This is a genomic window from Thermoanaerobacter brockii subsp. finnii Ako-1 (assembly GCF_000175295.2).
GTDB lineage: Bacteria > Bacillota > Thermoanaerobacteria > Thermoanaerobacterales > Thermoanaerobacteraceae > Thermoanaerobacter > Thermoanaerobacter pseudethanolicus.
This window is the reverse complement of the sequence record NC_014964.1, coordinates 892,584-918,676: the sequence shown is the minus strand read 5'-3', so window position 1 is coordinate 918,676 and position 26,093 is coordinate 892,584. Positions and strand designations below refer to the sequence as shown.

General features: G+C 35.3%; 26 protein-coding genes, 1 pseudogene, 2 riboswitches and 1 other annotated feature. Of the genes and pseudogenes, 2 read left to right on the top strand and 25 right to left on the bottom strand.

What is annotated here, in order from left to right; translation table 11 throughout:
- Positions 1-23 precede the first annotated feature (23 nt).
- The 9 genes from ileS to THEBR_RS04430 form a co-directional block, all read right to left on the bottom strand.
- Positions 24-2,822: an isoleucine--tRNA ligase gene (ileS, locus tag THEBR_RS04470; protein ID WP_009052491.1), complete on the bottom strand. Its 2,799-nt coding sequence runs from the start codon at positions 2,820-2,822 to the stop codon at positions 24-26.
- Between the two features lie 54 nt (positions 2,823-2,876).
- Positions 2,877-3,095: a binding site (T-box leader), on the bottom strand.
- 58 nt (positions 3,096-3,153) lie between these two features.
- On the bottom strand, positions 3,154-3,399 hold the full coding sequence (locus THEBR_RS04465) for a TM1266 family iron-only hydrogenase system putative regulator (protein ID WP_003867670.1): 246 nt from the start codon (positions 3,397-3,399) through the stop codon (positions 3,154-3,156).
- On the bottom strand, positions 3,389-3,874 hold the full coding sequence (locus THEBR_RS04460) for a DivIVA domain-containing protein (protein ID WP_003867669.1): 486 nt from the start codon (positions 3,872-3,874) through the stop codon (positions 3,389-3,391). The genes THEBR_RS04465 and THEBR_RS04460 overlap by 11 nt, the downstream gene beginning before the upstream one ends.
- A gap of 27 nt (positions 3,875-3,901) precedes the next feature.
- Entirely contained in the window at positions 3,902-4,648 is a 747-nt protein-coding gene (locus THEBR_RS04455; RefSeq protein ID WP_003867668.1) for a YlmH family RNA-binding protein, read from the bottom strand.
- Entirely contained in the window at positions 4,645-4,947 is a 303-nt protein-coding gene (locus tag THEBR_RS04450; protein WP_003867667.1) for a YggT family protein, read from the bottom strand. Before THEBR_RS04450 ends, THEBR_RS04455 begins: the two co-directional genes overlap by 4 nt.
- A 16-nt stretch (positions 4,948-4,963) precedes the next feature.
- Entirely contained in the window at positions 4,964-5,377 is a 414-nt protein-coding gene (locus THEBR_RS04445) for a cell division protein SepF (RefSeq protein WP_003867666.1), read from the bottom strand.
- A 3-nt stretch (positions 5,378-5,380) separates the two neighbouring features.
- On the bottom strand, positions 5,381-6,085 hold the full coding sequence (locus THEBR_RS04440; protein ID WP_172632707.1) for a YggS family pyridoxal phosphate-dependent enzyme: 705 nt from the start codon (positions 6,083-6,085) through the stop codon (positions 5,381-5,383).
- A gap of 6 nt (positions 6,086-6,091) precedes the next feature.
- A complete protein-coding gene (locus tag THEBR_RS04435; RefSeq protein ID WP_012269205.1) occupies positions 6,092-7,279 on the bottom strand; it encodes a biotin/lipoyl attachment domain-containing protein in 1,188 nt (395 codons plus the stop codon).
- Positions 7,280-7,513: 234 nt separating this feature from the next.
- Positions 7,514-7,891, bottom strand: coding sequence for a RidA family protein (locus THEBR_RS04430; protein ID WP_003867663.1), 378 nt, complete (start codon positions 7,889-7,891; stop codon positions 7,514-7,516).
- 617 nt (positions 7,892-8,508) lie between these two features.
- Here THEBR_RS04430 and THEBR_RS12765 point away from each other — a divergent pair.
- On the top strand, positions 8,509-8,595 hold the full coding sequence (locus THEBR_RS12765) for a transposase (RefSeq protein WP_129545180.1): 87 nt from the start codon (positions 8,509-8,511) through the stop codon (positions 8,593-8,595).
- Positions 8,596-8,961: 366 nt separating this feature from the next.
- Here the strand turns inward: THEBR_RS12765 and THEBR_RS04425 are convergent, their stop codons facing one another.
- The gene (locus THEBR_RS04425; protein WP_012269204.1) at positions 8,962-9,471 is read right to left on the bottom strand and encodes an enolase C-terminal domain-like protein; all 510 of its coding nucleotides are present in this window, start codon (positions 9,469-9,471) and stop codon (positions 8,962-8,964) included.
- 5 nt (positions 9,472-9,476) lie between these two features.
- Positions 9,477-10,805 carry a transglutaminase family protein gene (locus THEBR_RS04420; protein ID WP_041589974.1) on the bottom strand — a complete coding sequence of 443 codons (1,329 nt, stop codon included), beginning with the start codon at positions 10,803-10,805 and terminating at the stop codon, positions 9,477-9,479.
- A gap of 875 nt (positions 10,806-11,680) precedes the next feature.
- On the opposite strand from THEBR_RS04420, the pseudogene THEBR_RS11760 reads away from it, so the two are divergent.
- Positions 11,681-11,815, top strand: a pseudogene (locus THEBR_RS11760) (transposase); the annotation flags it as partial.
- 186 nt (positions 11,816-12,001) lie between these two features.
- On the opposite strand, the gene THEBR_RS04415 reads toward THEBR_RS11760, so the two are convergent.
- The 14 genes from THEBR_RS04415 to THEBR_RS04350 all read right to left on the bottom strand — a co-directional run bounded on the left by THEBR_RS04415 (position 12,002) and on the right by THEBR_RS04350 (position 26,007).
- Complete coding sequence (locus tag THEBR_RS04415) at positions 12,002-12,451, bottom strand: MOSC domain-containing protein (RefSeq protein WP_012269202.1); 450 nt, start codon at positions 12,449-12,451, stop codon at positions 12,002-12,004.
- Positions 12,452-12,453: 2 nt separating this feature from the next.
- On the bottom strand, positions 12,454-12,930 hold the full coding sequence (gene moaC / locus THEBR_RS04410) for a cyclic pyranopterin monophosphate synthase MoaC (RefSeq protein WP_003868650.1): 477 nt from the start codon (positions 12,928-12,930) through the stop codon (positions 12,454-12,456).
- A gap of 3 nt (positions 12,931-12,933) precedes the next feature.
- Positions 12,934-13,887: a GTP 3',8-cyclase MoaA gene (moaA, locus tag THEBR_RS04405; protein WP_009052271.1), complete on the bottom strand. Its 954-nt coding sequence runs from the start codon at positions 13,885-13,887 to the stop codon at positions 12,934-12,936.
- Positions 13,888-13,899: 12 nt separating this feature from the next.
- The gene (locus tag THEBR_RS04400) at positions 13,900-15,807 is read right to left on the bottom strand and encodes a molybdopterin biosynthesis protein (RefSeq protein WP_012269201.1); all 1,908 of its coding nucleotides are present in this window, start codon (positions 15,805-15,807) and stop codon (positions 13,900-13,902) included.
- Between the two features lie 9 nt (positions 15,808-15,816).
- Positions 15,817-17,061 carry a molybdopterin molybdotransferase MoeA gene (locus THEBR_RS04395; protein ID WP_012269200.1) on the bottom strand — a complete coding sequence of 415 codons (1,245 nt, stop codon included), beginning with the start codon at positions 17,059-17,061 and terminating at the stop codon, positions 15,817-15,819.
- Positions 17,042-17,539: a MogA/MoaB family molybdenum cofactor biosynthesis protein gene (locus THEBR_RS04390; RefSeq protein ID WP_009052268.1), complete on the bottom strand. Its 498-nt coding sequence runs from the start codon at positions 17,537-17,539 to the stop codon at positions 17,042-17,044. Before THEBR_RS04390 ends, THEBR_RS04395 begins: the two co-directional genes overlap by 20 nt.
- 185 nt (positions 17,540-17,724) lie before the next feature.
- Complete coding sequence (locus tag THEBR_RS04385) at positions 17,725-18,486, bottom strand: energy-coupling factor ABC transporter ATP-binding protein (RefSeq protein WP_003868645.1); 762 nt, start codon at positions 18,484-18,486, stop codon at positions 17,725-17,727.
- Between the two features lie 50 nt (positions 18,487-18,536).
- Positions 18,537-19,235: an ABC transporter permease gene (locus THEBR_RS04380; protein ID WP_012269199.1), complete on the bottom strand. Its 699-nt coding sequence runs from the start codon at positions 19,233-19,235 to the stop codon at positions 18,537-18,539.
- A 14-nt stretch (positions 19,236-19,249) separates the two neighbouring features.
- Positions 19,250-20,134, bottom strand: coding sequence for an ABC transporter substrate-binding protein (locus THEBR_RS04375; RefSeq protein ID WP_009052266.1), 885 nt, complete (start codon positions 20,132-20,134; stop codon positions 19,250-19,252).
- Between the two features lie 201 nt (positions 20,135-20,335).
- Positions 20,336-20,459, bottom strand: a riboswitch (molybdenum cofactor riboswitch).
- 215 nt (positions 20,460-20,674) lie between these two features.
- Positions 20,675-21,367 carry a molybdopterin-guanine dinucleotide biosynthesis protein B gene (gene mobB / locus THEBR_RS04370; RefSeq protein ID WP_003868642.1) on the bottom strand — a complete coding sequence of 231 codons (693 nt, stop codon included), beginning with the start codon at positions 21,365-21,367 and terminating at the stop codon, positions 20,675-20,677.
- 623 nt (positions 21,368-21,990) lie between these two features.
- Positions 21,991-22,108: riboswitch (molybdenum cofactor riboswitch) on the bottom strand.
- A gap of 45 nt (positions 22,109-22,153) precedes the next feature.
- Positions 22,154-22,831 (bottom strand): HesA/MoeB/ThiF family protein, encoded by a 678-nt coding sequence (locus tag THEBR_RS04365; protein ID WP_003868641.1) that lies wholly within the window; start codon positions 22,829-22,831, stop codon positions 22,154-22,156.
- Between the two features lie 17 nt (positions 22,832-22,848).
- Positions 22,849-23,070 carry a MoaD/ThiS family protein gene (locus THEBR_RS04360; RefSeq protein ID WP_003868640.1) on the bottom strand — a complete coding sequence of 74 codons (222 nt, stop codon included), beginning with the start codon at positions 23,068-23,070 and terminating at the stop codon, positions 22,849-22,851.
- A 16-nt stretch (positions 23,071-23,086) separates the two neighbouring features.
- Positions 23,087-24,124: a tungsten cofactor oxidoreductase radical SAM maturase gene (locus THEBR_RS04355; protein ID WP_012269198.1), complete on the bottom strand. Its 1,038-nt coding sequence runs from the start codon at positions 24,122-24,124 to the stop codon at positions 23,087-23,089.
- An 83-nt stretch (positions 24,125-24,207) separates the two neighbouring features.
- Positions 24,208-26,007: an aldehyde ferredoxin oxidoreductase family protein gene (locus THEBR_RS04350; RefSeq protein WP_009052265.1), complete on the bottom strand. Its 1,800-nt coding sequence runs from the start codon at positions 26,005-26,007 to the stop codon at positions 24,208-24,210.
- Positions 26,008-26,093 lie beyond the last annotated feature (86 nt).

Sequence of the window (26,093 nt, the reverse complement as noted above, 5' to 3'; positions counted from 1 at the left end):
TAAAAAGGGGAAAAATCCCCTTTTTAAACTTGTGTTTGCTGCTCAATGTGAGAAGCACATCTTGCGCAAATAGTTGGATGCTCTTTTATAGTTCCTACTGTTTCACTGTACATCCAGCAGCGTTCGCATTTTTCCCCCGGTGCATGGGTTACCACAATCTTCAAATTATAATCATCACTTTCATAAGCATTTTGAGGAGCAGGTTCTTCTGGTTGGTGAAGTACCACTTTTGAAACTATGAACACATATTCGAGGTCATTAAAGCCTTTAAAGAAATCATAAAGCTCTTGAGATGGATATATATCCACTTGTGCCTCTAAAGAGTGACCTATCTTTTTGTCAGTTCTCGCTATTTCAAGAGCTTTAGAAATATCTTTTCTTATGTCAAAAAGTTTTTCCCATTTTTCTATTATATAAGGATTATTGTATTTTTCTTGGACTTGAGGCCAATCAGCTAACTGAACACTTTCAAAATTATTTTGACTGTCGTGCTTCATATATGACCATATTTCTTCTGAAGTAAATGTAAGCACTGGTGCTATCAACCTTACAAGAGTGTCTAAAATAATGTAAAGTGTCGTTTGAGCCGCTCTTCTCTCTTTAGAAGTAGCAGGATAAGTATACAATCTGTCTTTTAAAATGTCCAGGTAAAGGCTACTCATATCTACTACACAGAAGGTATGAACCAGATGGAGAAAATCGTAATACTCATATTTATCAAAAGCCTCTGTAAGCTCTTCAACTACTCTGTTAAGCCTAAATAAAGCCCATTTATCTATCTCTAAAAGCTCTTCGTAAGGGAGCATATCCTTATCAGGGTCAAAGTCATAAAGATTGCTTAACAAGAACTTACTAGTGTTACGTATTTTTCTGTACGCTTCTGTCATCTGTTTTAAAATCTCTTGTGAAATTCTCATATCTGAAGTAAAGTCAGCAGAAACAGTCCAAAGCCTCAAAATATCTGCTCCATATTCTTTAATTACATCAGCTGGGTCAATACCATTCCCTAAAGATTTTGACATTTTCCTTCCTTCACCGTCTACAACAAACCCGTGGGTCAATACGTTTCTATAAGGTGCTTTTCCACGTGTTGCCACAGATGTCAAAAGGGAAGACTGGAACCATCCTCTGTGTTGGTCTGAACCTTCTAAATAAAGCTCTGCAGGCCACTTTAGGTCAGGATGAGTTTGCAACACAGCTGCATGGCTGGAGCCTGAATCAAACCACACATCCATTATATCTGTCTCTTTCCTAAACTTCGTAGAACCGCATTCGCAAGTAATCCCTTTTGGCAATATCTCTTCAGCTGACATTTCAAACCATGCATCTGAACCCTTTTGCCTGAAGATCTTTTTAACTGCATTTATTGTATCATCATTTATAAGCGGTTTCCCACACTTTTCACAGTAGAATATAGGAATTGGCACACCCCATACCCTTTGCCTTGAAATACACCAGTCTCGTCTATCTCTTACCATGTTAGTTATGCGCTCTTCGCCCCATGAAGGATACCAATTAACTTCTTTAATAGCTTTTAGTGCCTCTTCTCTAAATCCTTCCACAGAAGCAAACCACTGTTCTGTCGCCCTAAATATTATTGGACTTTTACATCTCCAACAGTGAGGATATGAGTGGGTAATACGGGTTTCTGCCACTAATGCATTAGCTTTTTTCAAGTCTTCCTTTATGACCTTGTTAGCCTCTTCATAATACAGACCAGCATATCCTGGCGCTTTATCTGTAAAATATCCCTTATCATCTATTGGATTTAAAACCTCAAGCCCATACTCTTGCCCAACTAAAAAGTCTTCTTCGCCATGGCCGGGAGCAGTATGAACACATCCAGTACCAGCTTCTAAAGTTACATGCTCACCCAAGATTATTAAAGAATCTCTGTCATATAAAGGATGGGTAGCCTTCATGCCCTCCAAATCTTTTCCTTTAAATACAGCAACTATTTCATAATCTGAAAGGTTAGCTTCTTTCTTTACAGTATCTAACATGTCTTTTGCCATTATATATACTTCGTCTCCAAACTTTGCAAGCGCATAATCAAACTCTGGATTTAAAGCAATTGCAAGGTTAGCCGGAATAGTCCATGTAGTAGTTGTCCATATTACAAAATACACATTATTAAGATTCTCAACAATTCCCTTGAATTTCCCTAAATCATCTTTAACTCTAAATTTTACATAAATAGAATCAGAGGTTTCATCAAAGTATTCAATTTCTGCTTCTGCCAAAGCAGTCTCACAGCTGGGGCACCAATATACAGGCTTTAGACCTTTATAGATATAGCCTTTCTTAGCCATTTCACCAAATACTTCTATCTGTTTAGCTTCATACTCCGGATTCAAGGTAAGATAAGGATTATCCCAATCTCCCCTTACTCCCAATCTTTTGAATTGAGCTTTTTGCTTTTCAATCTGAGAAAAAGCAAAATCCCTACACACTTTTCTAAATTCTGTAGGACTTACTTCATGCCTTTTTATACCTAAAGTTTTTATAGCTTGCTGTTCAATAGGAAGACCGTGTGTATCCCATCCTGGCACATAAGGAGCATCATAACCCCTCATTGTTTTGTATTTCACTATAATGTCTTTTAATACCTTATTCATAGCAGTTCCAATGTGTATATCTCCATTAGCATAAGGCGGCCCATCGTGTAAAATATATTTTTCCTTGCCTTTATTTTTTTCCAATGTTTTATGATAAATATCCATTTCTTCCCATCTTTTTAATATCTCTGGCTCTCGTGTTGGCAAATTAGCCTTCATAGGAAAATCTGTCCTCGGCAAATTAAGTGTCTTGTTGTAATCCACTGAACATTACCTCCTCTTCAAATATTATCTTTCAAACTAAAAATAAAACTTCTCGTCAGGGACGAGAAGTTCGCGGTACCACCCTACTTATTAAGACAAAGAAAAACTTTGCCTTAATCTCTCATTTAAGATAACGGGAAGCCCGGCACAGCTTACTGTAGTTCAGCCTGCAGCTCCGAGGTGATTTTCAGTAGAAACGAACTTATTGGCTCGCACCTACCGCCAACTCTCTGGAAGTCGCTTCTACTTACTCGTCCTCATCATAGCTTTTAACAATATTTTTTACACAATTATATAATACCACAAGTTTTTCGTCAATAGTATGCATATCTCATGCAGTCAGAGCAGATTTCACTTTTACACCAGGAAGACTTCCAAGTTTACCAGTAAGAGCCCCTATTTCATCCGTTGTACCATCAACTATTAAAGCGATAACCGATACTCCCCTATCTTTATAGGGTATACCCATTCTTCCTACAATAATGTGGCCGTACTCACTCAATATGTGATTTACCCTATCCGCCACATTTTCTCTATTTTGAATCAATATTCCAACAACCCCTAATCTATTCTGCATCCTTCTCCTCATCCTCATCTGGAATCAATTCTTTCTCATCTATTGAAAGTATTGATTCCAACTGGGCTTCTAAAAGAGATTTAAATTTCGCTTTAAAAACATTTAATTGCTTGCGATATCTTTCTAACTCCATTCTTATTCTTACAACTTCTTGATTTGCCTTCTCTAATATTTTTTCTGCATTTTGTTGTGCATTTTGTATGATAAGTTGTGCTTCTTTTTCTGCATTTCTTTTCAATTCCTCTGCAGTATTTTGAGCAACAATCAAAGTATTGTTTAAAGTGTTCTCCATATTTATGTAACTTTGAAGTTTTTCATTCATTATATTAATTCTATCTTTTAACTCCGCATTTTCTTTGTATAACATTTCATAGTCTTCCATAATTTTATCCAAAAACTCGTCCACTTCCTCTTCATTATAACCCCTAAAAGACCGCTTAAATTCTTTATTATGTATATCCATAGGCGTCAGCATAATATTACCTCCTTTTCTTTTGTAACATTATATAAACCTTAGAATATGTACAGAAACGCGACCTTTTTTTGTATTACCTCTCACTTCTTCTAATCTAATTCTTCCAAAACCACGTAAAGAAATTACATCTCCCTCTTTTACTTCTGAAGAAGGGTCTTCTGTATACTCCCAATTTATTTGAAGAAGACCGGACTTTATAAGTTCTGAAGCCTTCGTCCTTGATATACCAAAACCTGCAGCTGCCACACTGTCAACCCGTAGTGAGGCTACGGTAGAAAAAATGTCCTTATATTTTATTTCAGGTTCTATCACATCTTTCAAGTCAATTGAATTAACTCTTACCTTCTCTTTCCCGACTTTAAAAAGGTTCATAAGTACATAACTTTCCACATCTTTATGTAACAATATGTCACATTTATCCTCTTTTACAATTATATCGCCTATTTTTTGTCTTTTTATCCCTAACCCTAAAAGTGAACCCAACACATCTCTATGAGATAGCTTAGAAAAATTGCCTTCAATTCTTACAGCGCAAATAGGGGTATCTTCCGGCTGTAAAAAATCGGGGTAAATAATTGCTATCTTTCTTTCTGCTAAAGGATATCCTCCATCTAGATTATAGTTTATATCTTGCTGTCGATACTTTAATATAGTTTTTTCAAAAATTTTTTGTTCAGAGAGGCTTAAAAAGTCTGTATATTTTACTCTTTTAGATTTTAAAACGCCTTTAATTATGTCTTCAAATCGGGATACAGTAAATTCCTTGTCCATCATATATACCTCATCAGTAATAATACTAATTTAAAAACTAAAGGACGAACTAAATACTGAATCACCAAAATCGCCAAAACTGGCGAAAAATCTATCATTAAATTTCTTCCAATAGAAGACCTAAATTGTAATGCCCTAAAAGGCTCAAGTATTGGTTCTGTCGTTACGATCACAAAGCGAGAAAGTGGATTTGACATATTCTCCATTCGTAGCAAAGATAAAATAACCCTTATCAATATAAGCCAATTTATAACTTCAAAAAAATAATCTAATGCTGTTAAAATTGCAAAATTTACAGGCAAAATCATTTCCTCCTTATCAATTTAGATTGTATAAAGAATTTACTTCATCTTTTATATCCCCTGTAATATCAAAATTCTCAGGCGCAACTAAAAATATATAGCCAGATATCTTCTTTATCTCTCCATTAAGAGCATAGGCTGCACCGCTTAAAAAATCCACTACTCTTTGAGCTTCATTTTTGTCCATCTTTTGTAAATCTACAATCACCGGTTTTTTATTTTTCAATTCATTACATATATTCATCACTTGTTCAAACTTTTCTGGCTTTAAAATCAAAACTTTTACTTGGGGCTGTGTATGAATATTGACAATTTTAGGCTTTCTATCGTAAGGTATGACAGGTTGTAAAGAGTCTACTTCTTCTTTCTCTTCTTCTGGCTCATCGATACCAAAGAAACTCATTAATTTATCAATCATTTTTGAAGACATTAATTATCCCTCCACATTATATTGTCTTTGCCCAAAAATAGAAGTGCCAATTCTAACAATATTCGCCCCTTCTTCAACTGCTACCCAATAGTCATTGGACATACCCATTGACAAAAATTCTACTTGTACATTATGTTGCTTAATTTCTTTTAGCTCTTCAAATAATTCTTTCATCTTTCTAAAATAGGGCCTTACCTCTTCTGGTGGAAGGTAAGGAGCTATTGCCATAAGCCCTCTAATTCTTATATTATCATATTTTTCCATTTCTTTAACAAAATTATGCATTTCTTCAGGAGGAATTCCGTATTTACTTTCCTCTCCACCAATATTGATTTCCACCAAACAATCTATTATGAGACTCTTTTGTTTAGCCCTTTTGTCTATTTCTTCTGCCAGTTTAATACTATCTAAAGAATGTATCAACTTAACTTTGTCAATAATGTATTTCACTTTGTTTGTCTGTAAATGTCCTATAAAGTGAAATTTTACCTCATTTTTTAAATAAGGATATTTTTCATTTAACTCTTGAACCTTATTCTCACCTATGTCAGTTATGCCACAAGCAATAGCCTCTTTTATAGTCTCTACACCGAAAGTTTTAGTAGCTGCCACAATTAATATTTCCTCTGGATTTCTGTTTACCCTTAACGCATGCTCTTTTATGTTTTCCTTTATTTTTCTTATATTTTCACATATAGTCGTATTTATCCCCCCTTATTTGCTCAAGTAATCCTCTCCATTTACCGCTATTTCGTCATATATTTTTAATCCAGATGTTTTATCAACGCTTTCTACAATTGCATATTTGCCATCTGTAGCCTTTATTACTACTTCTTTAAAAGTAGGAACTTTGCCATTTTTTATTACAAAAACTCCTTCTTTTCCTTCTTTTTGCACAATAGAAGAAAGAGGTATTTTAAGTCCATTGAACTCTTTAACTTTAACTTTTACATTTATTTTAGAAGTTTTATAAAAGTTGGGATATTCATCTATCATCTCAATTATTCCTATATATAATTTATCGTCACCTTTGTAGGTTTTTATAACTTTTCCCCGCAATTCACCACTATAATTATCAATCAAAATTTTCACATTACTACCTTCTTTTAATAAGTCCTGTTGTTTTTCATTTAAAACCAACGCTAAATACCACTCCAAATTATCCACTATTTTTACAAAAGGGTAATCTCCTTTTACTTCTGTACTAATTTCTTTGGATTGAAAGTTTAAATTTTCAAGTTGTGTCGGATTTAAATTGAACATATTTCTTTCATTTAGAATACTTTCACTGCCATCAAAATAGTAACTTACAATTCCTGACTCTGGTGAATTTATAGTAATCGCATTTTTTTCTACATACTTTTCTAAATACTCTTTTTGCTCTTTTAAGTTTTCAATTCTTTGAAGTATTATTGGCCCTTTACTTAAAATTTCTTCTTTTTTGGCTTTTAAGTCTTCAATCCTTTTTTGTATTTTATCTGCATCAGGGCTATTTTGCTGTATCGCATTTTGATAATTTTGCTCTTCTGTCTTTATCATGTTGTCTAATTTTTGAACATCTGAATAAAAAGGTATATTAGTATCCTGATTTTTTAGTTCTCTGTTTATCTCATCTAATTGATGTAGTTTCTCCTCATCAAAATCGGCAGAATAAACTTGCACAATAGGAGTACCTTTGGAAACTTTTTCTCCACTTGGTACAAGTTTTTTTATTTTACCATCAAAAGGAGCATTTATCATCATTTCATTCTTTATAACATATCCTTGGGCATTAAAGGCTATTAAAATACTTCCATAAATCACTACTGTAGTTTTATTTTTGCCTGCAAAAGTCGTTATCCCTACTTTACTTATGTAAACTATCACTAATAATATAACTATAATTTTAGCTAACCTTTTCACATCTCTCACCTATCAATATATTCTATATAAATGCCGATTTTCCTTCTACAAATTTATGCATATATTCATTTTATCACAGTTTTCAATATTTTTATAGAGAAAAAGGAGATGGTGAATTGCCATCCCCTTATTAATTCTATCAGTTCTAATCTCGCAGTAAAATGTCTTAATATTGAAGGCTCAAGCGCATCTTTTTGGCCAGACATTGTAAAACTATCACCATAAGAGAAAATTTTATTTATGTGCTACAACTTCTATTTCTATAAGCGCACCCTTAGGAAGACTTTTTACTTCAACTAAGGAACGGGCAGGTGGATTGTCTTTAAAATACCTTCCATAAATTTCGTTAATTTTAGCAAAATCCCCCATGTTAGTGACAAATACAGTTGTCTTTATAACATTGTTAAGGTCCATCCCCGCAGCTTTTAAAATCGCTTTTATATTCTCTAAAACCCTTTCCGTCTGCGCTTCAATACCTCCTTCTACAAGTTCTCCTGTAGCAGGATCAATTGCTATTTGCCCTGATGTGTACAAAAAGCCGTCTACCATGATAGCTTGCGAATATGGTCCAATAGCCTTTGGCGCAGCATCGGTGTTTATTATGGTTTTCATTTATTTTCATCCTTTCAGTAAAAGTGTTATACAATATGTAAAATCTGAATACATAGAATATTATATCATTAATATTTATGGCTTATCAATATTTTTTTAATGATTATAAAATTTTTTGCACTCCTTTGTTGTCAAAAATTTTAATATTAAACCCAGTGAAAAATAACGTAATATTGAAATAAAAAGAGAAAAATCTCATTTACCTTGTGTTTTTTAATGTTTTGGGCGAAAAATTGTGGATAAACTTAATTATTTAATTTTGACTTTCTTTGACCTTTATAATATTAATTAAAGTAGAAATACAATTTAGTATGTGCAGGAGGTGGTAAGTATGGTATTAAGGAGTGGTTTTCTCCCTTAATCGTACTTCCCATCTCTGCACTTCCCAAAAAATACATTGAAAAAGGAGAGGTGAGAAGTCCGCCTCTCCTTTTTCAATTTTTTAAAAAATTCTATAATGGTGGGTAATAACACCCTATTTAAAAAAATAGAGCACTTGTTCTAAATACCTGTTATATTATAATTGTTCAAATACTAAAAACACTCAAAAGGCCAGAATAAGTGCATAACAATTATATCACAAAACTTTTAAAAGCTGAAGATATAATCAAAATGTCATAACAAAAGTTAAAGTATCAAAGAGGGAGGCATATGGATATAGGAATTTTGAACGATTTAGAAAGAGGATACCTTATTGTGTGTAAATAAGGGTAACAAGGGAATATAAAAGCAAATACTGGATAGCCTCTTTATCAAATGAGGGCTAGAGTATAATGAAGTTATTTACATTTAATGTATAAAATTGCTAATAATTACATTATGTTCTGATCTAAAAAGTAAGGGCAGGCATTCAGAAAATACCTACCCCAACTCTTGACAAAGAATTTTGATGATGTAAAGAGAGAAAGTGTCTATAAAATGCCAAAGGGACAAAGAAAATATAATGAAGAATACAAACAAAAAAGGCTCAAGAGATAAAGAGGACAGAGAAGCCGTAAGAGAAGTCAGCAGAAACTTGGGCTACAATTGCGAAAATGTCACTGTATCTCATTATTTGCCGTAAAGCTGCACTACATATACTGCCAAATACAAAAGGTGCACGTCTGCGAAAATAAGCAGAGGTGCGCCTTTTGATTCGGATTTTTACTTTCATCTGCTGCTACAGGAAATGGAGAATTAAACCTAACAAATTTTAAGCCATTTATATTGTTTGCTGTAACAGGCTGCTCAAATACTGATATATCAATTCCCATATTGTATACCTTTTTGACAAATTCAACTGCTTGCTTATGAGTATATCCCATATTTGCATCAACAATATATTTTGCTCCTTTTGTTACCTCAAAAATTGATTCCATAACTTCAATATCTTCTGCTAAGTTTTCACCAACCTTGATTTTTATAACCCTAAAGCCCTCATTATATATAGATTTTGCTTCCTCTATACGATTCTTAAAACTATCTATTCCTACTGTTTTATCCGTTTCAATTTTATCCTTTGCACCACCTAATATCTGATAAACAGGAATTCCTATTTCTTCTGAAAAAGCATCAAGCACTGCATATTGAATTTTTCCCATTTTCTCTACCTCCGTATTTCTTTAAAATCTAATACTTGAATCTCATATTTAAAATCATAAATATTTTTATGCTCTGTTTCTGCTTCACCAACCTGATTATCATAAGGATCATTACGCCAGAATACTTTCTTAGGTGTAAAGTCTTTCATAAAATCAGAATTTGCCACCATTCTAAATGCATCAAGATTACCAAAATAGAATTCTCTTAATTCTTGATTGTTTTTATAACGCCCACCAAAAGATAGATCGGCAGGAAGCCATCCATAAGGTGGTATAAAGAATAATGCCCAATCATGCGGTGACGCTAGGAATGGGGTTATATACCAGCCGGATTGCCATCTGGCAGGAATACCTACAATCCTGCAAAGAGTTATAAAGAGGAGCGCTTGAAATCCACAGTCTCCTTTTAAATTACATGCGACAAATTCAGGAATATTTTCATATAATGCATAAGGATGTACATAAGAGTAGTTAACATTTAAGGTTATCCAATCATATATCTTCTTTGCTTTTAGATAGGGGTTTTTCTCATCTCCTACTATTTCTTTAGCAAGTTTCTTTAAATATGGTGTAAAAATTATATGAGGCGGCTCCTCTGATAAAAAGTCATAATTATTTATTTCTTCAGTATTTGCTGGAACAACTGTATTTACCCATTCTTTTATAACATATTCGAATTCTACAAAATATTCATTTTCTTTTTTACCTTCAAAATAGATTGTTCTTTGAGGGATATCGGAAGATGCTAAAAAATACTTTTCATGACTTGCTGAAACAAGTTTTACATCTTTCTGCTGAAATTCTTCTTTTGGAAATGGTAACCAAACTTTCACTTTCTCTTCCTCGATGTCTTCTACAATTTTTAGAGAAATTTTAGCACGAACCTTATATTCTTTCGGCTTATCACCATTCAGAAGTTCTCCTAACCTATTGTCATTAAGATTTCGTGACTCTTCTCTACTTTTGTCTTTTTTCATCCTTTTCTGGTAATCCGGAATCGCATAAGCAATATTCTGAACAAATCTTTCCTCATACATTCTTTTTCCATCAACCATAATGTAATCTAAAAATCCTTTATCACGCAAAGTATAAAATTCTTCATTTGTAAAATTATCTATAAGCTCTCTTGCTTTGTTAATAGCTGTCTCCTCATCATAATGATAATTCTTTAAAAGCCTTTTTACTCGTTCCTTTTCAAAAATTAATCTCATTCTAAGGTCATTTGGAAGTCTTCTTTCCAGCCATCTTTCAATGAGGTGATTTGCTTGGTCGAAATTCCCTAAATATTCCTCACGAACAATTTCCTCTGGAAGCTTAACATTTATAAATTCCACGTTCTTTATTTTAACATTTAGGTTCTTGCAGAACCCCAAAACCCTCATAAATTCAGGGGTTCTGCTATATATTTTCAAAGGAATTCCCCCGCTTTTTTCGAACTTTTATATATGACAAACCAAAAACGAAATATGAGAAATTCCTCGCCTCCATATCTCACAAAAACTATCTGCCAAAAACAAAATTGTTTGTAAAATAGACAAAACAAAAGGAAGGCCAAGAAAAATATGGTCCTTCAGATAAAACCTATTTACTTATTGCACAAAAAGCAAAAAAAAGCTTAACCATGCGTGTTTCAAGCATACAAAAAGTGCTCATTAAGTGCACAATAACTTCCATCCTTACGTGCAGTAAATGTGCAGTTATTGAGCACGTTGAAAATTTTAAAAACAAGCTTTTTGTGCTTAAAGTGCTTTTTATGCAAAAAATAAAAATGAAAAATATTTATGTCCACATAACCCTAGCACTAGACATGTCATCATCTTGGGTTAGTTTTTAGCTTGTATTATTTGTAGAAAATGATTTAACCTTTTTTGTTTGTTACTTTTCATACAATTCATACAATGTATATAGATTTAACCTTGTCTTTTTGTTTATAATACCCACTTTCTGAACTTTTTTGCTTTTTTGACATTGCTAAGCTTCTTATTCTTATTTGTTCGCCTTTATTATACCATATTAGAATGTTTTGATAGCAATAAAAAAATATACCCACAGTTTGAATAGATATTAATATTAGCAGATGGTGTAAAGTTTTTGTAGAAAACAGTTTAAATAAACTTCTTATTAAAGGATTGTAACATCACTCTCTTATGAAAATTTTACATTGTCTAAATATTTTTATTTACTATATTCACTTTTGCTTTGAGGAAATACTCGTTCATTTGATGTCCCATACACAAATGCCGTGACAGAAGGATTTAATAGCAAGATTAAAGTACTAAAGAGGAATGCATATGGATATAGGAATTTTGAAAGATTTAGAAAGAGGATACTTTATTGTGTATAGAGGAAAATAGCAAGGTGAGATAAAATTAAATAGTGGAATCTTCTGTACTAAATGAGGGTTAGAGTATAATATCGTTACATTTAATGTATAAAGTTTCTAATAATGACATTATGCTCTAACCTCAAAAGTAAGGACAGGCATTAAGAAAATACCCCCCAACTCTTGACAAAGAACCAAAATTTTAAATTAATTTTCAGTTTCATGCAGTAATACTATCTCATCACCCGGCTTTATATATCCACCTTTTATAACCTTTGCAAATACACCTTCCCTTGGCATTATACAATCACCTGTAATCTTTCTGATCTCACAAGCTTCGTGACATTTTTTCCCTATTTGAGATATTTCAAGAATAACCTCTTCTCCTATTTTAAGTTTTGTTCCTACCGGCAAAGTGTAAAGTTCAATTCCTTCTGTTGTTATATTTTCTGCAAATTTTCCTGCAGCCAAATCCCAAATGCCTTTTGCTTTCATCTTTTCTATACTCTCCTCTGCAAGAAGACTGACCTGCCTGTGTCCCCTTCCAGCATGAGCATCTCCTTCAAGCCCGTGGTTTTCTCTAAAATATCCCTTTTCTATAGGCTTTTTTACAGTTCCTTTCTTTTCGCTAATATTAACTGACACCACCTTTGCCATTATTAAACCTCCCTTTCATAAAGGCCTGATTTTCCACCACTTTTTTTCACAAGCATTATTTCGCTTATAACCATGTCTCTATCTATTGCTTTACACATATCATAAATCGTAAGAGCTGCAACCGTAACTGCAGTCAATGCCTCCATCTCAACCCCTGTTTGTCCAACAGTTTTAACTACTGCTTTAATGTCAATCTTTGAATTCTCAAAATCCAAATTAAAACTAATATCACATCCGGTTATCATGATAGGATGACACATCGGAATCATATGAGATGTATTTTTCGCAGCCATAATACCTGCAACCTGTGCAACAGCTAGGACATCTCCTTTTTTAATAGTTCCTTCATGTATTCTTCTTAAAGTTTCATTTTTCATATAAATACTTCCTATTGCAACAGCTTCTCTTTTTGTCTCAGCTTTCTCGCTAACATCGACCATTCTTGCTCTACCTTCTTCATTAATGTGTGTTAAATTCATATACTATCCTCCTATTTGAAACATCATTTTTTGATTCTGGCTTATTTCCTTTTCAAGATTATGCCCTGCCGGCTTACTTAAGATTGCATGTTCCAGCATTGCTCTTATCTTGTCTTCATCATTTAAAAAACTTTTAATATCTACTTCATATTTTGAATGCAGACAAGGTTTTATAGTTCCAGCTGCAGTAAGTCTAATCCTATTACAACTTGAACAAAATTTACATGACAAAGGTGTAATAAAACCAACCGTTCCCTTTGCTCCTTTTCTTTTAAAAACCCTTGCAGTGTTACCCGGTTCTGTTTCAACCGGAGTCAGTCCGGGAATGCTACTTATTAAATCATCCGACGATATATAGTTATCTTTGAATTTTGCTCCTTCACCTATCGGCATTATTTCAATAAATCTGATATGAAGCGGGTTTTCATCGGCAAGCTTCACAAAATCAAAAATTTCATCGTCATTTATACCTTTTATTACAACCGTATTAATTTTTACAGGTTCAAGTCCAATAGATAAACTTTTGTCAATAGCCCTAAATACATCATCAATATTCCCAAGCCTTGTAATCATACGGTATCGATCTTTTTTAAGACTATCAAGGCTTATGTTAACTCTTTTAAGTCCTGCTTCTTTTAAAGTATCTGCCATTTCATAAAGTTTTGTTCCATTAGTTGTAAGTGCAATGTCTTCAATGCCTTTTATTTTTGATGTTTCATAAATTATGTTCTCAATTCCCTTCCTTACAAGTGGCTCGCCTCCTGTAAACCTTACCTTTTTAATGCCAAGTTCTGCTGAAATCCTAATTATTTTTAAAATTTCTTCGTTCCTTAGAATCTCATTATGATCTTTTTTGGGTATTCCCTCCTCCGGCATACAATAAATGCACCTTAAGTTACATCTATCCGTAACAGAAACTCTTAAATAATCAACATTTCTTCCTAACCTATCTCTCATAAAAACTCTCCTTTACTCGATAATGATAATTTCTCCTAAATTGCTATAGTCATACCCTCCAAGCTTATCAAGCTCATTTTTAAATTCTTCTGAATTTATAACCTCCAAAAACTGCTTTACCCCTTCAAGTTCTAAGTACTCAACGGGAATTGCAATGTCATACTCTTCATTTGCTATCGGAATAAAATCAAGGTCCATAATCTTAGCAGCAGAAAATACCCCAAGTCCAGCATCTGCATTTCCTTTAGCTATTTGTGCTGCAACCGAAATATGAGTATATTCTTCCCTATCATAACCTATGATGTCTTTGGGATTTATACCCAATCTTTTTAATTCATAATCAAGCAAAATCCTTGTACCAGATCCCTTTTGCCTGTTCACAAACCTTGCACCTTTTTTTACAATATCCTCCAAAGAATTAATCTCTAGTGGATTACCTTTTTTAACCATAAGCCCCTGAATTCTTTTTACAAATTTTATAAGGGCAATTTTTCTGTTTGGAATATATCTTTTCACATAAGATTTATTATACTCACCCGTTTCCACATCAAGAAGGTGAATTGTTGCAAAATGTGTTTCCCTATCCTTCAATGAGAGTATTCCCCCAATGCTTCCGACATGGGCTGAAGATAGCGTGAATTTTCCTCTTTTGGCAAGAAGATCTGCTGCAATATCAAGTATCAAATCGTGGCTTCCTATACAAAGAATTGTATTTTTAATCTCGTCTTCGCTTTTTAATATGTTTACATTAACCCTTGTCCCTTTTTCATAACCCTCAAGCTCCTCAGGTATTTCCAAAACCCCATCAGCCCTTACAAGGCTCATTGTAGTACCTGCTCCCCGTTCAATTGGCGCTGCGATGTATTTACCGTCTATAAAACCAAGTTTTACTCTTACAAACTCAAGATATTTTGAAGATGACATAATTCTTTTTGAAAGAGTTGCTTCTATATATCTCTTATCCTTTATATCATATCCTTGAACAAAGTTGATAAGCTTCTTAACTATGTTTTCCATTATAAAATAAGCTGAAACAGGAAAACCTGGTATTCCAACAATAGGCTTATTGTTTACCTTTCCTAGTATAACTGGCTTTCCAGGTTTTATAGCAATTCCATGAATATAGACTTCACCTAAGGTTTCAATAACCTTTTTAGAATAATCCTCACGTCCTGCAGATGAACCAGCATTTAATAGGATAATGTCGTATTCCTTTGAAGCTTTATCAACAGCAGCTTTCAATTTCTCAAAATCATCTCTTACAATATCAAATCTTGTTGGAATTCCGCCGTATTCTTCAACCTGCGCGGCAAAAACTCTCGAGTTAAATTCTATTATATCTCCAACTTTAAGTTCTTCCCCTGGTTCTACTAGCTCTGTTCCTGTTGGAATGATTGCAACTTTAGGCTTTTTATAAACTTCAACTTCAAATACTCCTCCTGCAATCAAAGCACCAATATCAACAGGTCTTATTCTATGGCTTTGAGGAAGTATAAGTTGTCCTTCTACTATATCCTCACCAATTTGTCGTATATTTTGCCATGGAATAGCAGGCTTTATTATCTCAACCTCATCTTGAGATACCCAAATTAAATCTTCAACCATAATTACGCAATCATATTCATCTGGAATAGGATCACCTGTATCAATAACTACATAATCAACTCCTTCTTTAAGCCTTACAGGATTTTTGTCTGTTGCAGTAAATGTCTTTTTTGCTACTGTTGCAATCCCGTCAACAGCAGAACAGCTGTAAAAAGGTGATGAAATTTTAGCAAATATAGGTTTTGCTGTAACTCTACCATTTGCTCCATAAGTTTTTACATATTCTCTTCCAAGCTTAAAATCTTTTATTTTTTCAAGAAAAATATCTATTGCTTCATTCAAACTTATATTTGAAAGATAAATATTTTGCCTCATAGCACCCTCCTAAAATTTATAAACTTTAACTATTTGTCCTTCAGATATGCCCTCTAATTCTTTTTCAATGTAAACATATCCAAAGGATTTTGCAAAACGAGATATAAGCCCTGATTCATAATAAGTGGGATACGCAATTAATTTTCCTTCCGCTTCTTTTATACTAACAGGTAAAAATTCTGCTCTACCCTCAGCCTTATGATAGTTTACGGCAAACCTGCACTCAACCGGATATTCTTCTCTTTCAAAATTCCTTACCCTGTCCAAATAGTGAATAACAAGGGTCTTAAATATTACCGCACACGCCAGTGGATGCCCCGGAAGTCCAAATATGAATTTATCACCTACTTTTCCAACAATCGTAGGTTTCCCAGGTCGTATAGCAACTCCATGAATAAAAATATTCGAATTTTCAAATGAACTTATAACCCTGAGAGTTTCATCTTTGTTGCCGGCTGAACTGCCACCCGACATCAAAACTAAATCGCATTCACTTATTGCCGCTTGCAATTTCTCTCTTAATTTTTCATAATCATCTTTAACAATGCCGTATAGAATAGGCTCTGCTCCTTCTTCGATACATAAAGAGTATAACAGATAGCTATTTATGTCCCTGACCTGTCCTTTATTAATTTTCTCCTTAGGGTCCACTATCTCATCACCTGTGGAAATAATTCCAACCTTTACTTTTTTATAAACCTCCACCTCTAATATTCCAAGACTTGACAGAACTCCTATTTCATATGGTCTTAATTTTGTTCCCTTTTTTAAAACAAGTTCACCTCTTTTTACATCTTCTCCAATTTCAATTATGTTTTGAAAGGGCGCAGCTGGTTTATTGACTAAAATAGTTTCATCATCAAGTTTTTCTGTGTATTCAATCATAACAACAGTATCGGCACTTTTAGGAAGCATACCCCCTGTTGGAACATACATGCACTCTCCTGGCATTATATCCAGGGTTGGTTCCGTTCCTATCTTGACTTCTCCAACAAGCTTTAAAATTGCAGGTAAACTCTCACTTGCTCCAAAAACATCACCCGAAATCACAGCATATCCATCAACAGTTGATTTTCTGAAATCGGGAACATTTTCTGGTGCATATATATCCTCTGCCAGAATTCGCCCCAATGAGCTTAAAATATTGACTTTCTCTTTTCCAAGTTTAAAACTAATATTTTTTTCTATTATCTCCTTTGCCTCTTTTACTGTAACAAGTTTTAAAAGTTCCATTTTAATCGTCCTTTCTTGCACATTCTGAAGCTTCACCCTTTAAAATCTCAATTCCATGCTTAAGAGCAGGTAAAACAACATTTAAGTTTTCAACAGCCCCCTTAGGGCTTCCTGGAAGATTTATGATTAAAGTGCTCTTTCTAATTCCTGCAACAGCGCGGGATAGCATAGCATGTGGAGTTATTTCTAAAGACTTTGCCCTCATTGCTTCTGGAATTCCAGGAACCAATTTCTCAACCACAGCCATCGTTGCTTCTGGTGTTACGTCCCTCTTTGAAAATCCAGTTCCTCCATTTGTCAAAACAAGGTCAACTTTTAATTCATCACAAAATCTTACTAGTTCACGTTTTATATCTTCTATTTCATCTGGAACGATTCTTATTTCTTCAATAGAATATATCGCTGGATCTAAAACTTCTTTTATAGCAGATGATGTTGTGTCAATTCTCTCTCCTCTAAAACCCTTGTCACTAACAGTCAAAATAGCAACTTTAATCATTAATTTATCATCCCCTTTCTTGCTTTCCCCCACTAATTTATTTTTTTATCCTGCCTTCATTTATAATAAAAGTATAGTAATTAGTATTCCTTCTACTTGAAATAAAAAACTTTTTTCGCAAACTGCTTAAATAAGTATGGTATAGAGTAGAGACATATTGAGCAACCTTTGTATCCCGAAAAACTTTACTCCGGAAAAATCTCACGCACGAGTGGAGATTGTATGCGCAAAGTTTGGGTTTTACCTTGTGCAACAATGTGCCCATCCAAAAGAACCAGCGTGCGCTCAGTAAGATCGAGAAGGTCACGAAAATCATGACTAATAAGAAGCAGTGAAACCTTGTTTTTTGCCAGAATCTCCCGAAGAAGGGCCTTTAGTGGACTCCGTGAAGTAGCATCCACTGCTGCAAAAGGTTCATCAAGGAACAAAATTTCCGGTTCCATAGCAAACGCCCTTGCTAGCTGAAGACGTGCAAGTTCTCCCCCAGAAAGTGTATGTATCCGCTGAAAAGCAAGCTTTTCTAAATCAAAACACTTAAGCCACTCATATGCCCGCTTGGTTGCTTCTCGGGCAGAAAGTCCTCGCATGCGCAGGGGAATACTCACGTTTTGCAAAACACTCCCTGTGAGCGTCGTCGGTTGTTGAAAGACGATAGACATCTTTCGGCGAACAGTCACTGAAGACCGCCCGTCTCCCATAAAGCCAAGAACTGTAAGCCTCCCAGAAGACGGTGGAATTAGTAAGGATAAGACTTTAAGGAGCGTACTTTTTCCTGAACCATTGGGACCCGCAAGTCCCAAACGTTCCCCTTGATGCAAAACGAGGCTTATGTTTCGCAGGATAAAGCGTTCATTGCGCCGTACACTAATATCTTCGGCTATAATAACCGGCGTTTGATTCTCTATATCCCGAAAATCGGTAGCTTTGCGTTCAAACATATAATTCATACTCCTCTACCTCCTTTCTTTAATCTAATTATTTCTTGTTTTTCCCGCTTCTACTTTAAGTTTTGTTGATACTGAAGATGGGTAATAAAGGCAGTAATAGAAAACGATAAGGCAAGAAGTACAAAACTTATCGCTAACGCGCGGTCAAACTCACCCTTAGATACTTCAAGAACAATAGCGGTGGTAAGCGTGCGGGTTTCCCCAGCGATGTTCCCTCCTACCATCATTGCTGCTCCTACCTCCGAAATTGCACGTCCAAAACCGGCAATGATTGCTGTTAAAACTGAGCTACGAATTTCCCGAAGTAAAAGCCACATATATTGAAGAGGGTTCAACCCTAAAGAAAGAAAAAAATCGTGTAATTTAGCTTTTTTATCCGACGCAGCTGCAGCTACCAAAGCTATAATAATAGGCACGGTAAGAATTACTTCAGCAATGATGATGGCAGTAGGAGTATAAATCAGCTTTAGTCCTCCTAAAGGGCCGGTACGCCATAGCACAATAGCTACCCAAAGCCCCACAACTGTCGGTGGAAGTCCCATGCCGGTATTGGCTAAAGTCAGAAGAAAATCCCTGCCACGGAACGTGCTTACTCCAAGTGCAATCCCAAGTGGAAGGCCAATGGCTGAACTTATCCCTATAGCCCACGCAGCAATCCTAAGAGAAAGAAGAGTAATTTCTCTGATTTCTGGAACCCCATGAAAAAGAAATTTGAATGCTCCTTTCAGGCCTTCCCAAATAAGTTCCACTTTTATTCAACTCCTTATTCTACTTCCCCTTTTTGGGCATCGGGGAAAAAGAGCGGCACTCCGTATTTGTCTACCCCAAATTTGCCAATAAGTTCCTGCGTTCTGGGCGAAATCATAAACTCCACAAAAGCTTTGGCTCCATCGCTGTTTATGTGTTTCCCAGGATGTTTCTCGGGGTTAACCTGCATGACGTGATAAATATTAAGAAGACCCTTATCTCCTTCTCGAACAATGGTAAGATCTAATTTATCGCGGTATGCAAGGTATGTTCCCCGATCAGTTAGTGTATACGCCCGTTTTTCGTTAGCAATAAGGAGCGTTTGTCCCATTCCTGTGCCGCTTTCTATATACCACGACTTTCCCTTGGGATCAATCCCTGCTGCTTTCCATAAACTCAATTCCTTTTTGTGTGTACCCGAATCATCACCCCTCGAAACAAACGGTACACCTTTTTCAGCAATCGCCTGAAAGGCTGCTTCTACTGAAACCGCATTCTTAACTTGCGCTGGATCCTCTGAAGGACCAACCACAATGAAATCATTGTGCATTACCAACTGATAGTTTATAACATCCTTGTTGTCCACAAGTTCTTTCTCTGCCGCAGGAGCATGTGTAAGAAGAACATCTGCTTCCCCCCTTTTTCCCATCTCCAAAGCCTGTCCTGTCCCCACGGCAACCACTTTTACTTTGTATCCTGTTTCTTTCTCAAAGATCGGTAAAAGGTAATCCAAAAGCCCACTATCCTGCGTGCTTGTTGTTGTCGCCAAAATTACATCTCGATTACCTGGGGAAATCTTCTCTGAAGTTTTAGAACCTGTACAACCGTTCAGAGAAAATAAACTAAACAACAAAATAGAATATAAAAGGATCATCAAAAACTTCTTTGATATTCTTGCCATGGTATTCATCCTCCATCATCACTATTAGTTTTTGTTTAAACCTTACCCATTAAAACTGGAAAGATTCCATTCTTTAGCTTTTACCATTGAAATTAGTCCCTAACAAAGGTACAAAAAAATGCCTTCCGGAGAAGGCACTGCATCGTTTTCGCAAAGCAAGGACACAATTACTTTACCTTACGCATTCTTGCTTTGCATAAATGCAAATGCATTGCCTCTCCTTTCCAACACGGGAGGCATTGATGTTTCCATCAATACCCTATCGGCCTTTATCTCATAGGGCTCTTCGCCCCTTAGACATAAAGGCTCGGAGAGTTATTCTCCTTACTTTAATAATTTTTTTATCTCGATTAATTAGCTTCGTCAAGCGATCTTAGATACATAATTTTTGTCCACCCCAACATTATTTATAGTAAGAACACCAGCATTGGTTAAAAAGACTAATAACACTTCACATTACTCTTCCTGTCATAAGATCCTTAAGTCTGTGGTAATTATCCTAAACTAATAATTTCAATTCATCTATGCGTTTATGGTGCATTATTCATAATTATTTCTTATAATTAACTCAACCTTCTCAATTTCGTGGTTTTTCATGTCAAGTGCATCGATCATACCAAGAACTGTTTTTGATATAAATTCCTGTACAAATGGATTCATAGGTACCGGGTGACCATTTATTCTCAGAAGAGCCCTTTTTGGCTGGCTCTTACAGTTTATATCATCTGCAGCTCCCTGGACCTTTGCCATTGCAAAGTCCCTGCATGATTCAAAACCACACTTTTTACAGTTAAGCCCCTGCAGCAAACAGTAACTTCTGTTCTTTATGACTTCAATGAGTTCATCCAATTCTTCCTCCTTAAGGGAGAATGGATCCACCTTTCTTATCGTGAATTCATTTTCAGTGGAAGTAGAAATGTTTGCATGGGGCATCTCTTTAAAACCCTCGATAACCAGGAAATCGAAATCCCCAAGAAGCTGGATAGTACCTACAAGTTCATCAAGCACCATTTTCCTACCAAGAAGAAAAAAGGTTTCTTCTCCACTACCGACTACAAGCTCTGCCCCTGCTTCTCTGTGTTTACCAGTGTCTTTATCTGCAAAATCAAAGCCTGTATGGGTGTGTTTCAGGGTGGCAACCCTGTACCCCTCATCCACTAATTTTCTAACAATTTTTGTTACAAGAGTGGTTTTACCTGTATCTTTTGTTCCTATAACACCTATTATCTTCAATTTTAATACCTCCTAGGGTATTGACAGTTTGTCAGATATGCTTCCTCCTTTAAGGGCTATCAAACCTTACAACATTTGATACCAAAAGATTTGAGAAAATTTGAGAAAAAAGAAAGATTCCCTCCCCTTGGAGTCGAAGTTGGTAGTTGTCGAATGTCAGGCACATTAAGCCTCCTGAAGTAGATGTCGATGAATGTCCTGTATGCAGCACTCCTCCTCTCTTTTTGCGCAGTTTCGGCAAAGACCTTGAGGACTACCAGAAGCTACAACGTAAAGTGTATAAACATAAGTGGGCACCTGAAAAGCCCTCTCCTAAAAAATCATCATACTTATCGTTGCCCTTTCTGCGACTATGCTCTAAATCTGTAGAAAGCCACTTTTACTATTATAAAACATTCTCGCAAGTTCAGGTTTCTCACAGCTCTTCTACAAGCATTTGAAACCTCATATTACCTTCGGAAACAAGCCACCTTTAGCCCTCGCCGCGGGAACCCGCTTGATGTACCTTTGCAGGATCACTCTTAGGACCTACAATAACAACATTCAGAAAAAATACCCACCCCAACTATTGACAAAGAACCTTCATAAAAAAACTCCTTTCGTTTTAGTATGCGAAAGGAGAATAGCAGCCTTCCTATTCTCCTTTCCAGGCGGGAGGCAGCACCGTTTCCAGCACTACCCTATCGGCCTATAATCCATAGCTCTTGCCTTAGGATTATAGACTCGGAGAATAAGTAATAAAATATTAAGTTTATTTCGTCCTTTCGTTACAATAGTACACCAATTTCAAAGAACTATAATCTCATATTCTTGCTCAAAGGTATTTATAAATAACACCTTACGTCTTAATACTTCTCCTCTTCCTATCAAAACTTTTAGTGCTTCACTAACTTGAATGGAAGCAACAAGAGCAGGAGTGAACGAAGGATTGCCAAGTTCTTTTTCAATTCCCTTCCTCATTTCTTTTTTATACAAAAACTTAAGCGTCTTATCGCCAGGAAAAACTGTAGTAACCTGCCCATACCAGCCCGCAATAGCACCATGAACAAATGGAATGCCAAGCTCCTCGCAGATATCCTGTAAAGTAAGCTTTCCCTCAATATTATCAAGAGCATCGATTACAATATCATGTCCTTTTATGATATCTTTTCCATTTTCAAAATTAAATTCATCTACAATAGCATTTACAAAAACTTCTGGGTTGACAAGTTTCATTCTTTCCACCGCCATTAATGCTTTACTTTTACCCAATGAATTCATATCACTTAAAATCTGGCGGTTTAAATTCGTTTCCTCAAAAACATCCTTATCAACTGCAGTTATATATCCTATACCTAATCTACCAAGCATTTCAATAGCATACCCACCCAATCCTCCACATCCCAATACACAAACCCTGAAGTCCTTTAGTTTTTCATTTTCTTCCTTAGATAGCATATTCATATTTCTGTCGTATCTTCCCATAAAGACACTCCTTTCCCTCAACCACCACCAACAGGTGGAAAAAGGGAAATCACATCTCCATCACTAAGAGGATCATCAAGCTTCCCATCAAGTCCATTTACTAAAAATATTGCTACATCCTTTTCTTTTATGTTAAGTTTGTTTATTATAAACCTTCCGGTAATTCCTTCAAAGTAATCAAAATTTACTTCCTTTTGTCTTCCTTCTCTAAAGGTTGCAAATAATTTTACTTTAATCAATATATCACCCCTTCAATTAAGGACATATAGCAAACCTTCTACTCCAAAGGCAATCTGCACATGAAGGTTTTATAGCATAACAGTCATATTCGGAAGTTCTAACGAAATCACACCCATCAACGAGATCGCAATCGAGGCACGAAGGATATCTATTATTATAAACTCTCGCTCTAAAATTTTTATATTCATTGCTTTCATAAATATCATCTAAGCTTTTTTCCAATATATTTCCAAATGAGTGTTTAAAAACCTTCTTTTTTCTTCCGAAAACATACTCAGTAGTAGTATGGGAAAACCTATAGCACGGATAAACATATCCATCAGAGCCAACAACTACTGCTTCTTCCTCAATAAAATTACAATATCGTTCCGTTTTTAGTTCAATATTCGGCAGAGTAAGATTTATGCCTTTTCTAAACGAATGTATTCTTAGTCTTTCAAATAAATCCTTAAAAAATTTATTTTCATACCTCGTATATAATATTTTATCTTTATAATCTTCAGTTTGAGGAATGACATTTGAAATAATAACTTGGTATGCACTTACCGTCTCTGCTATATCCAATACACTAAAAATATCTTCTATATTATCTTTTGATGCAACAAATTGAATTACAACGTGCGGATATTCTTTATTATTCTTTCTTTTTATCAAATATATATCCTTCAAGTTCTCTAAAACTTCTTTTAAATTAAATCCTCTAATATCTTTATATTTATCCTCAAGTCCATCAATAGAAACAACGATTTTATTTACATTATCAACAATAAGACTTTTTAACTTATCATCAAGAAGCGTTCCGTTAGTTGTAATTGTTAAATTAAAGCTTGAAAATAATGAGATAGCATCATATATAAGGGGTGAATACGTTGGTTCGCCAATGCCACCAAGGACGATTTCATTTAATTTTTTATTTACAACTTCACTATGTATCTTATATAGAACCTTTTTCTCCATATCCTTTGGTTTTTCAGCCCATGAGCGTCTATAACACATCTTGCAGTTTAAATTGCACTTATCTGTCAACTCAATGTATAATTTTTTGAAGCTCACATATTATCCTCCATGCTATTGATTTTTAATATATATACAAGGGCCCTAAAAGGCATTAGCCTTTTACGGGCCTTAATAATTTTTCAAATTCCCAATTTTTGTAAAGTTTCTTTCGTTGGATATCCATTATCGTCCCATCCTCTTACCTCATAATACTTTGGTAACAGTTCTGATAATTTATGAACATGTCCTTTAGATGGGCCTTCAGGAATAGGCTCTTCTAAAAGTCTCTTTGGCAGTTTATCCTCTTTTGGATCGATTCCTGCCTTCAAATTAAACAGCCTTTCTAATGTGTATATCCTTGAGCCTACCTCTAATAATGTTTCTGCAGTATAATCAGTTCCGCAAACTGCATTTACAAGGTCAACGTAATCTTGAGCACCAAGGGCAAAAGATGTAAATAGGCACAGTCCCAGCGAATCTATAACAGCAGTTAAATCTTGGAATGTTTTAACCCATTCAGCTTTTCCCTCAAGAGAAAATCTATCAAGCTTTTGAGGTATACCTAATATTTCAGGAGATATCATATATCCTCTTACATGACAACCACCTCTGTTAGAAGTCGCATATTCAAGTCCATGTCCTTGAGCTCCTCTTGGGTCGTAAGCGGGAAGTTCTTGTTTTTTAACTGACATCGAAAGTTCTGGCACACCATAGCTTTCGCAAAGTCTATATGAACCTTCTGCCATCTTATCTCCAAATCCTTCCCTTGCACCTATCTTTTTAACCCATCCAACAACAGCTTCTGCATCACCAAATTTTAAGGAATATCCATCTTTTTCTATTTCATCATCCTTTATATATCCCTTTTCATATAATTCCATAGCAGCTGCAATAGTAGCTCCAGTTGAAATAGTATCAAGACCATATTCATTGCACCAATAATTTGCTTCAGCTATAGCGTTTATATCATAAACCTCACAGTCTGCACCAAATGCCCAGAGAGTTTCGTATTCAGGACCTCCTACCTCACGGCCATCCTTTAATCTTATCCATCTTCCACAAGCTATTGGACACCCATAACAAGGATTCTTTCTCACAAGTATTTCCCTTGTCATAGTTTCTCCGCTTATTTTATCAGCATGTTCTGTATAGGCCCTTTGGAAATTAGCAACTGGAAAAATTCCGTGTTCATTGATTATATTGACAAGAACTGCCGTTCCATAAGTTGGTAGCCCTTCACCCGTAACTCCATTTTCGCGAAGCATCTTTGTTTTATTTCTAGCAACTTCTCTAACCTTCTCTTTATCGTATAATTTAATCCCTTTGGAACCCTTTACAACTATCGCCTTCACGTTCTTAGACCCCATAACAGCACCAACACCAGAACGTCCTGCTGCTCTATCATAGTCATTCATAACCGCTGCAATCCTAGAAAGCTTTTCACCCGCAGGTCCTATGCAAAGAACCTTTGATTTATCACCATATTCTTTTTTAAGTTCATCGGTTGTTTCAGAAACAAGCTTTCCCCATAGATGTGATGCATCTCTGATTTCAACTTTATCATCTTCAATTGCAACATAAACTGGGCTTTCTGCCTTTCCTTCAAAAATAATCATATCAAGCCCTGCTGCCTTTAATTCTGCACCAAAATATCCACCTGAATTTGAACATGCAATAGTTCCTGTTAACGGTGATTTAGTGATTACCATGTATCTTCCACCAGTTGGAACTGGTGTTCCTGTAAGTGGTCCTGTTGCAATTATTAACTTATTTTCTGGACTTAGGGGTTCAACATTTGGATCAACTTCATCCATAAATATCTTGCTTGCAAGCCCTCTTCCGCCTATGTATTTCTTTGCAAGTTCTAAATTAAGATCTTCAAATTTGAATTTCCTTTCTGTTAAGTTAACTCTCAATATCTTGCCGGCATACCCAAACACAAGAAACCACCCCCCTATTGAATTTTATTAGATATATTGATATATTGCGCAGCTGCTATTACCCTTTCAACAATATTAACTTTTTC

What these genes read in the sequence shown, in the direction of transcription:
- THEBR_RS04465 (WP_003867670.1), bottom strand. Translation starts at nt 3,399, where the DNA reads ATGCAGAATAGATTAGGGGTTGTTGGAATATTGATTCAAAATAGAGAA.
- THEBR_RS04460 (WP_003867669.1), bottom strand. Translation starts at nt 3,874, where the DNA reads ATGCTGACGCCTATGGATATACATAATAAAGAATTTAAGCGGTCTTTT.
- THEBR_RS04455 (WP_003867668.1), bottom strand. Translation starts at nt 4,648, where the DNA reads ATGATGGACAAGGAATTTACTGTATCCCGATTTGAAGACATAATTAAA.
- THEBR_RS04445 (WP_003867666.1), bottom strand. Translation starts at nt 5,377, where the DNA reads ATGTCTTCAAAAATGATTGATAAATTAATGAGTTTCTTTGGTATCGAT.
- THEBR_RS04430 (WP_003867663.1), bottom strand. Translation starts at nt 7,891, where the DNA reads ATGAAAACCATAATAAACACCGATGCTGCGCCAAAGGCTATTGGACCA.
- THEBR_RS04425 (WP_012269204.1), bottom strand. Translation starts at nt 9,471, where the DNA reads ATGGGAAAAATTCAATATGCAGTGCTTGATGCTTTTTCAGAAGAAATA.
- THEBR_RS04415 (WP_012269202.1), bottom strand. Translation starts at nt 12,451, where the DNA reads ATGGCAAAGGTGGTGTCAGTTAATATTAGCGAAAAGAAAGGAACTGTA.
- moaC (WP_003868650.1), bottom strand. Translation starts at nt 12,930, where the DNA reads ATGAATTTAACACACATTAATGAAGAAGGTAGAGCAAGAATGGTCGAT.
- moaA (WP_009052271.1), bottom strand. Translation starts at nt 13,887, where the DNA reads ATGAGAGATAGGTTAGGAAGAAATGTTGATTATTTAAGAGTTTCTGTT.
- THEBR_RS04400 (WP_012269201.1), bottom strand. Translation starts at nt 15,807, where the DNA reads ATGAGGCAAAATATTTATCTTTCAAATATAAGTTTGAATGAAGCAATA.
- THEBR_RS04390 (WP_009052268.1), bottom strand. Translation starts at nt 17,539, where the DNA reads ATGATTAAAGTTGCTATTTTGACTGTTAGTGACAAGGGTTTTAGAGGA.
- THEBR_RS04385 (WP_003868645.1), bottom strand. Translation starts at nt 18,486, where the DNA reads ATGAATTATATGTTTGAACGCAAAGCTACCGATTTTCGGGATATAGAG.
- THEBR_RS04375 (WP_009052266.1), bottom strand. Translation starts at nt 20,134, where the DNA reads ATGGCAAGAATATCAAAGAAGTTTTTGATGATCCTTTTATATTCTATT.
- THEBR_RS04365 (WP_003868641.1), bottom strand. Translation starts at nt 22,831, where the DNA reads ATGGGAAGATACGACAGAAATATGAATATGCTATCTAAGGAAGAAAAT.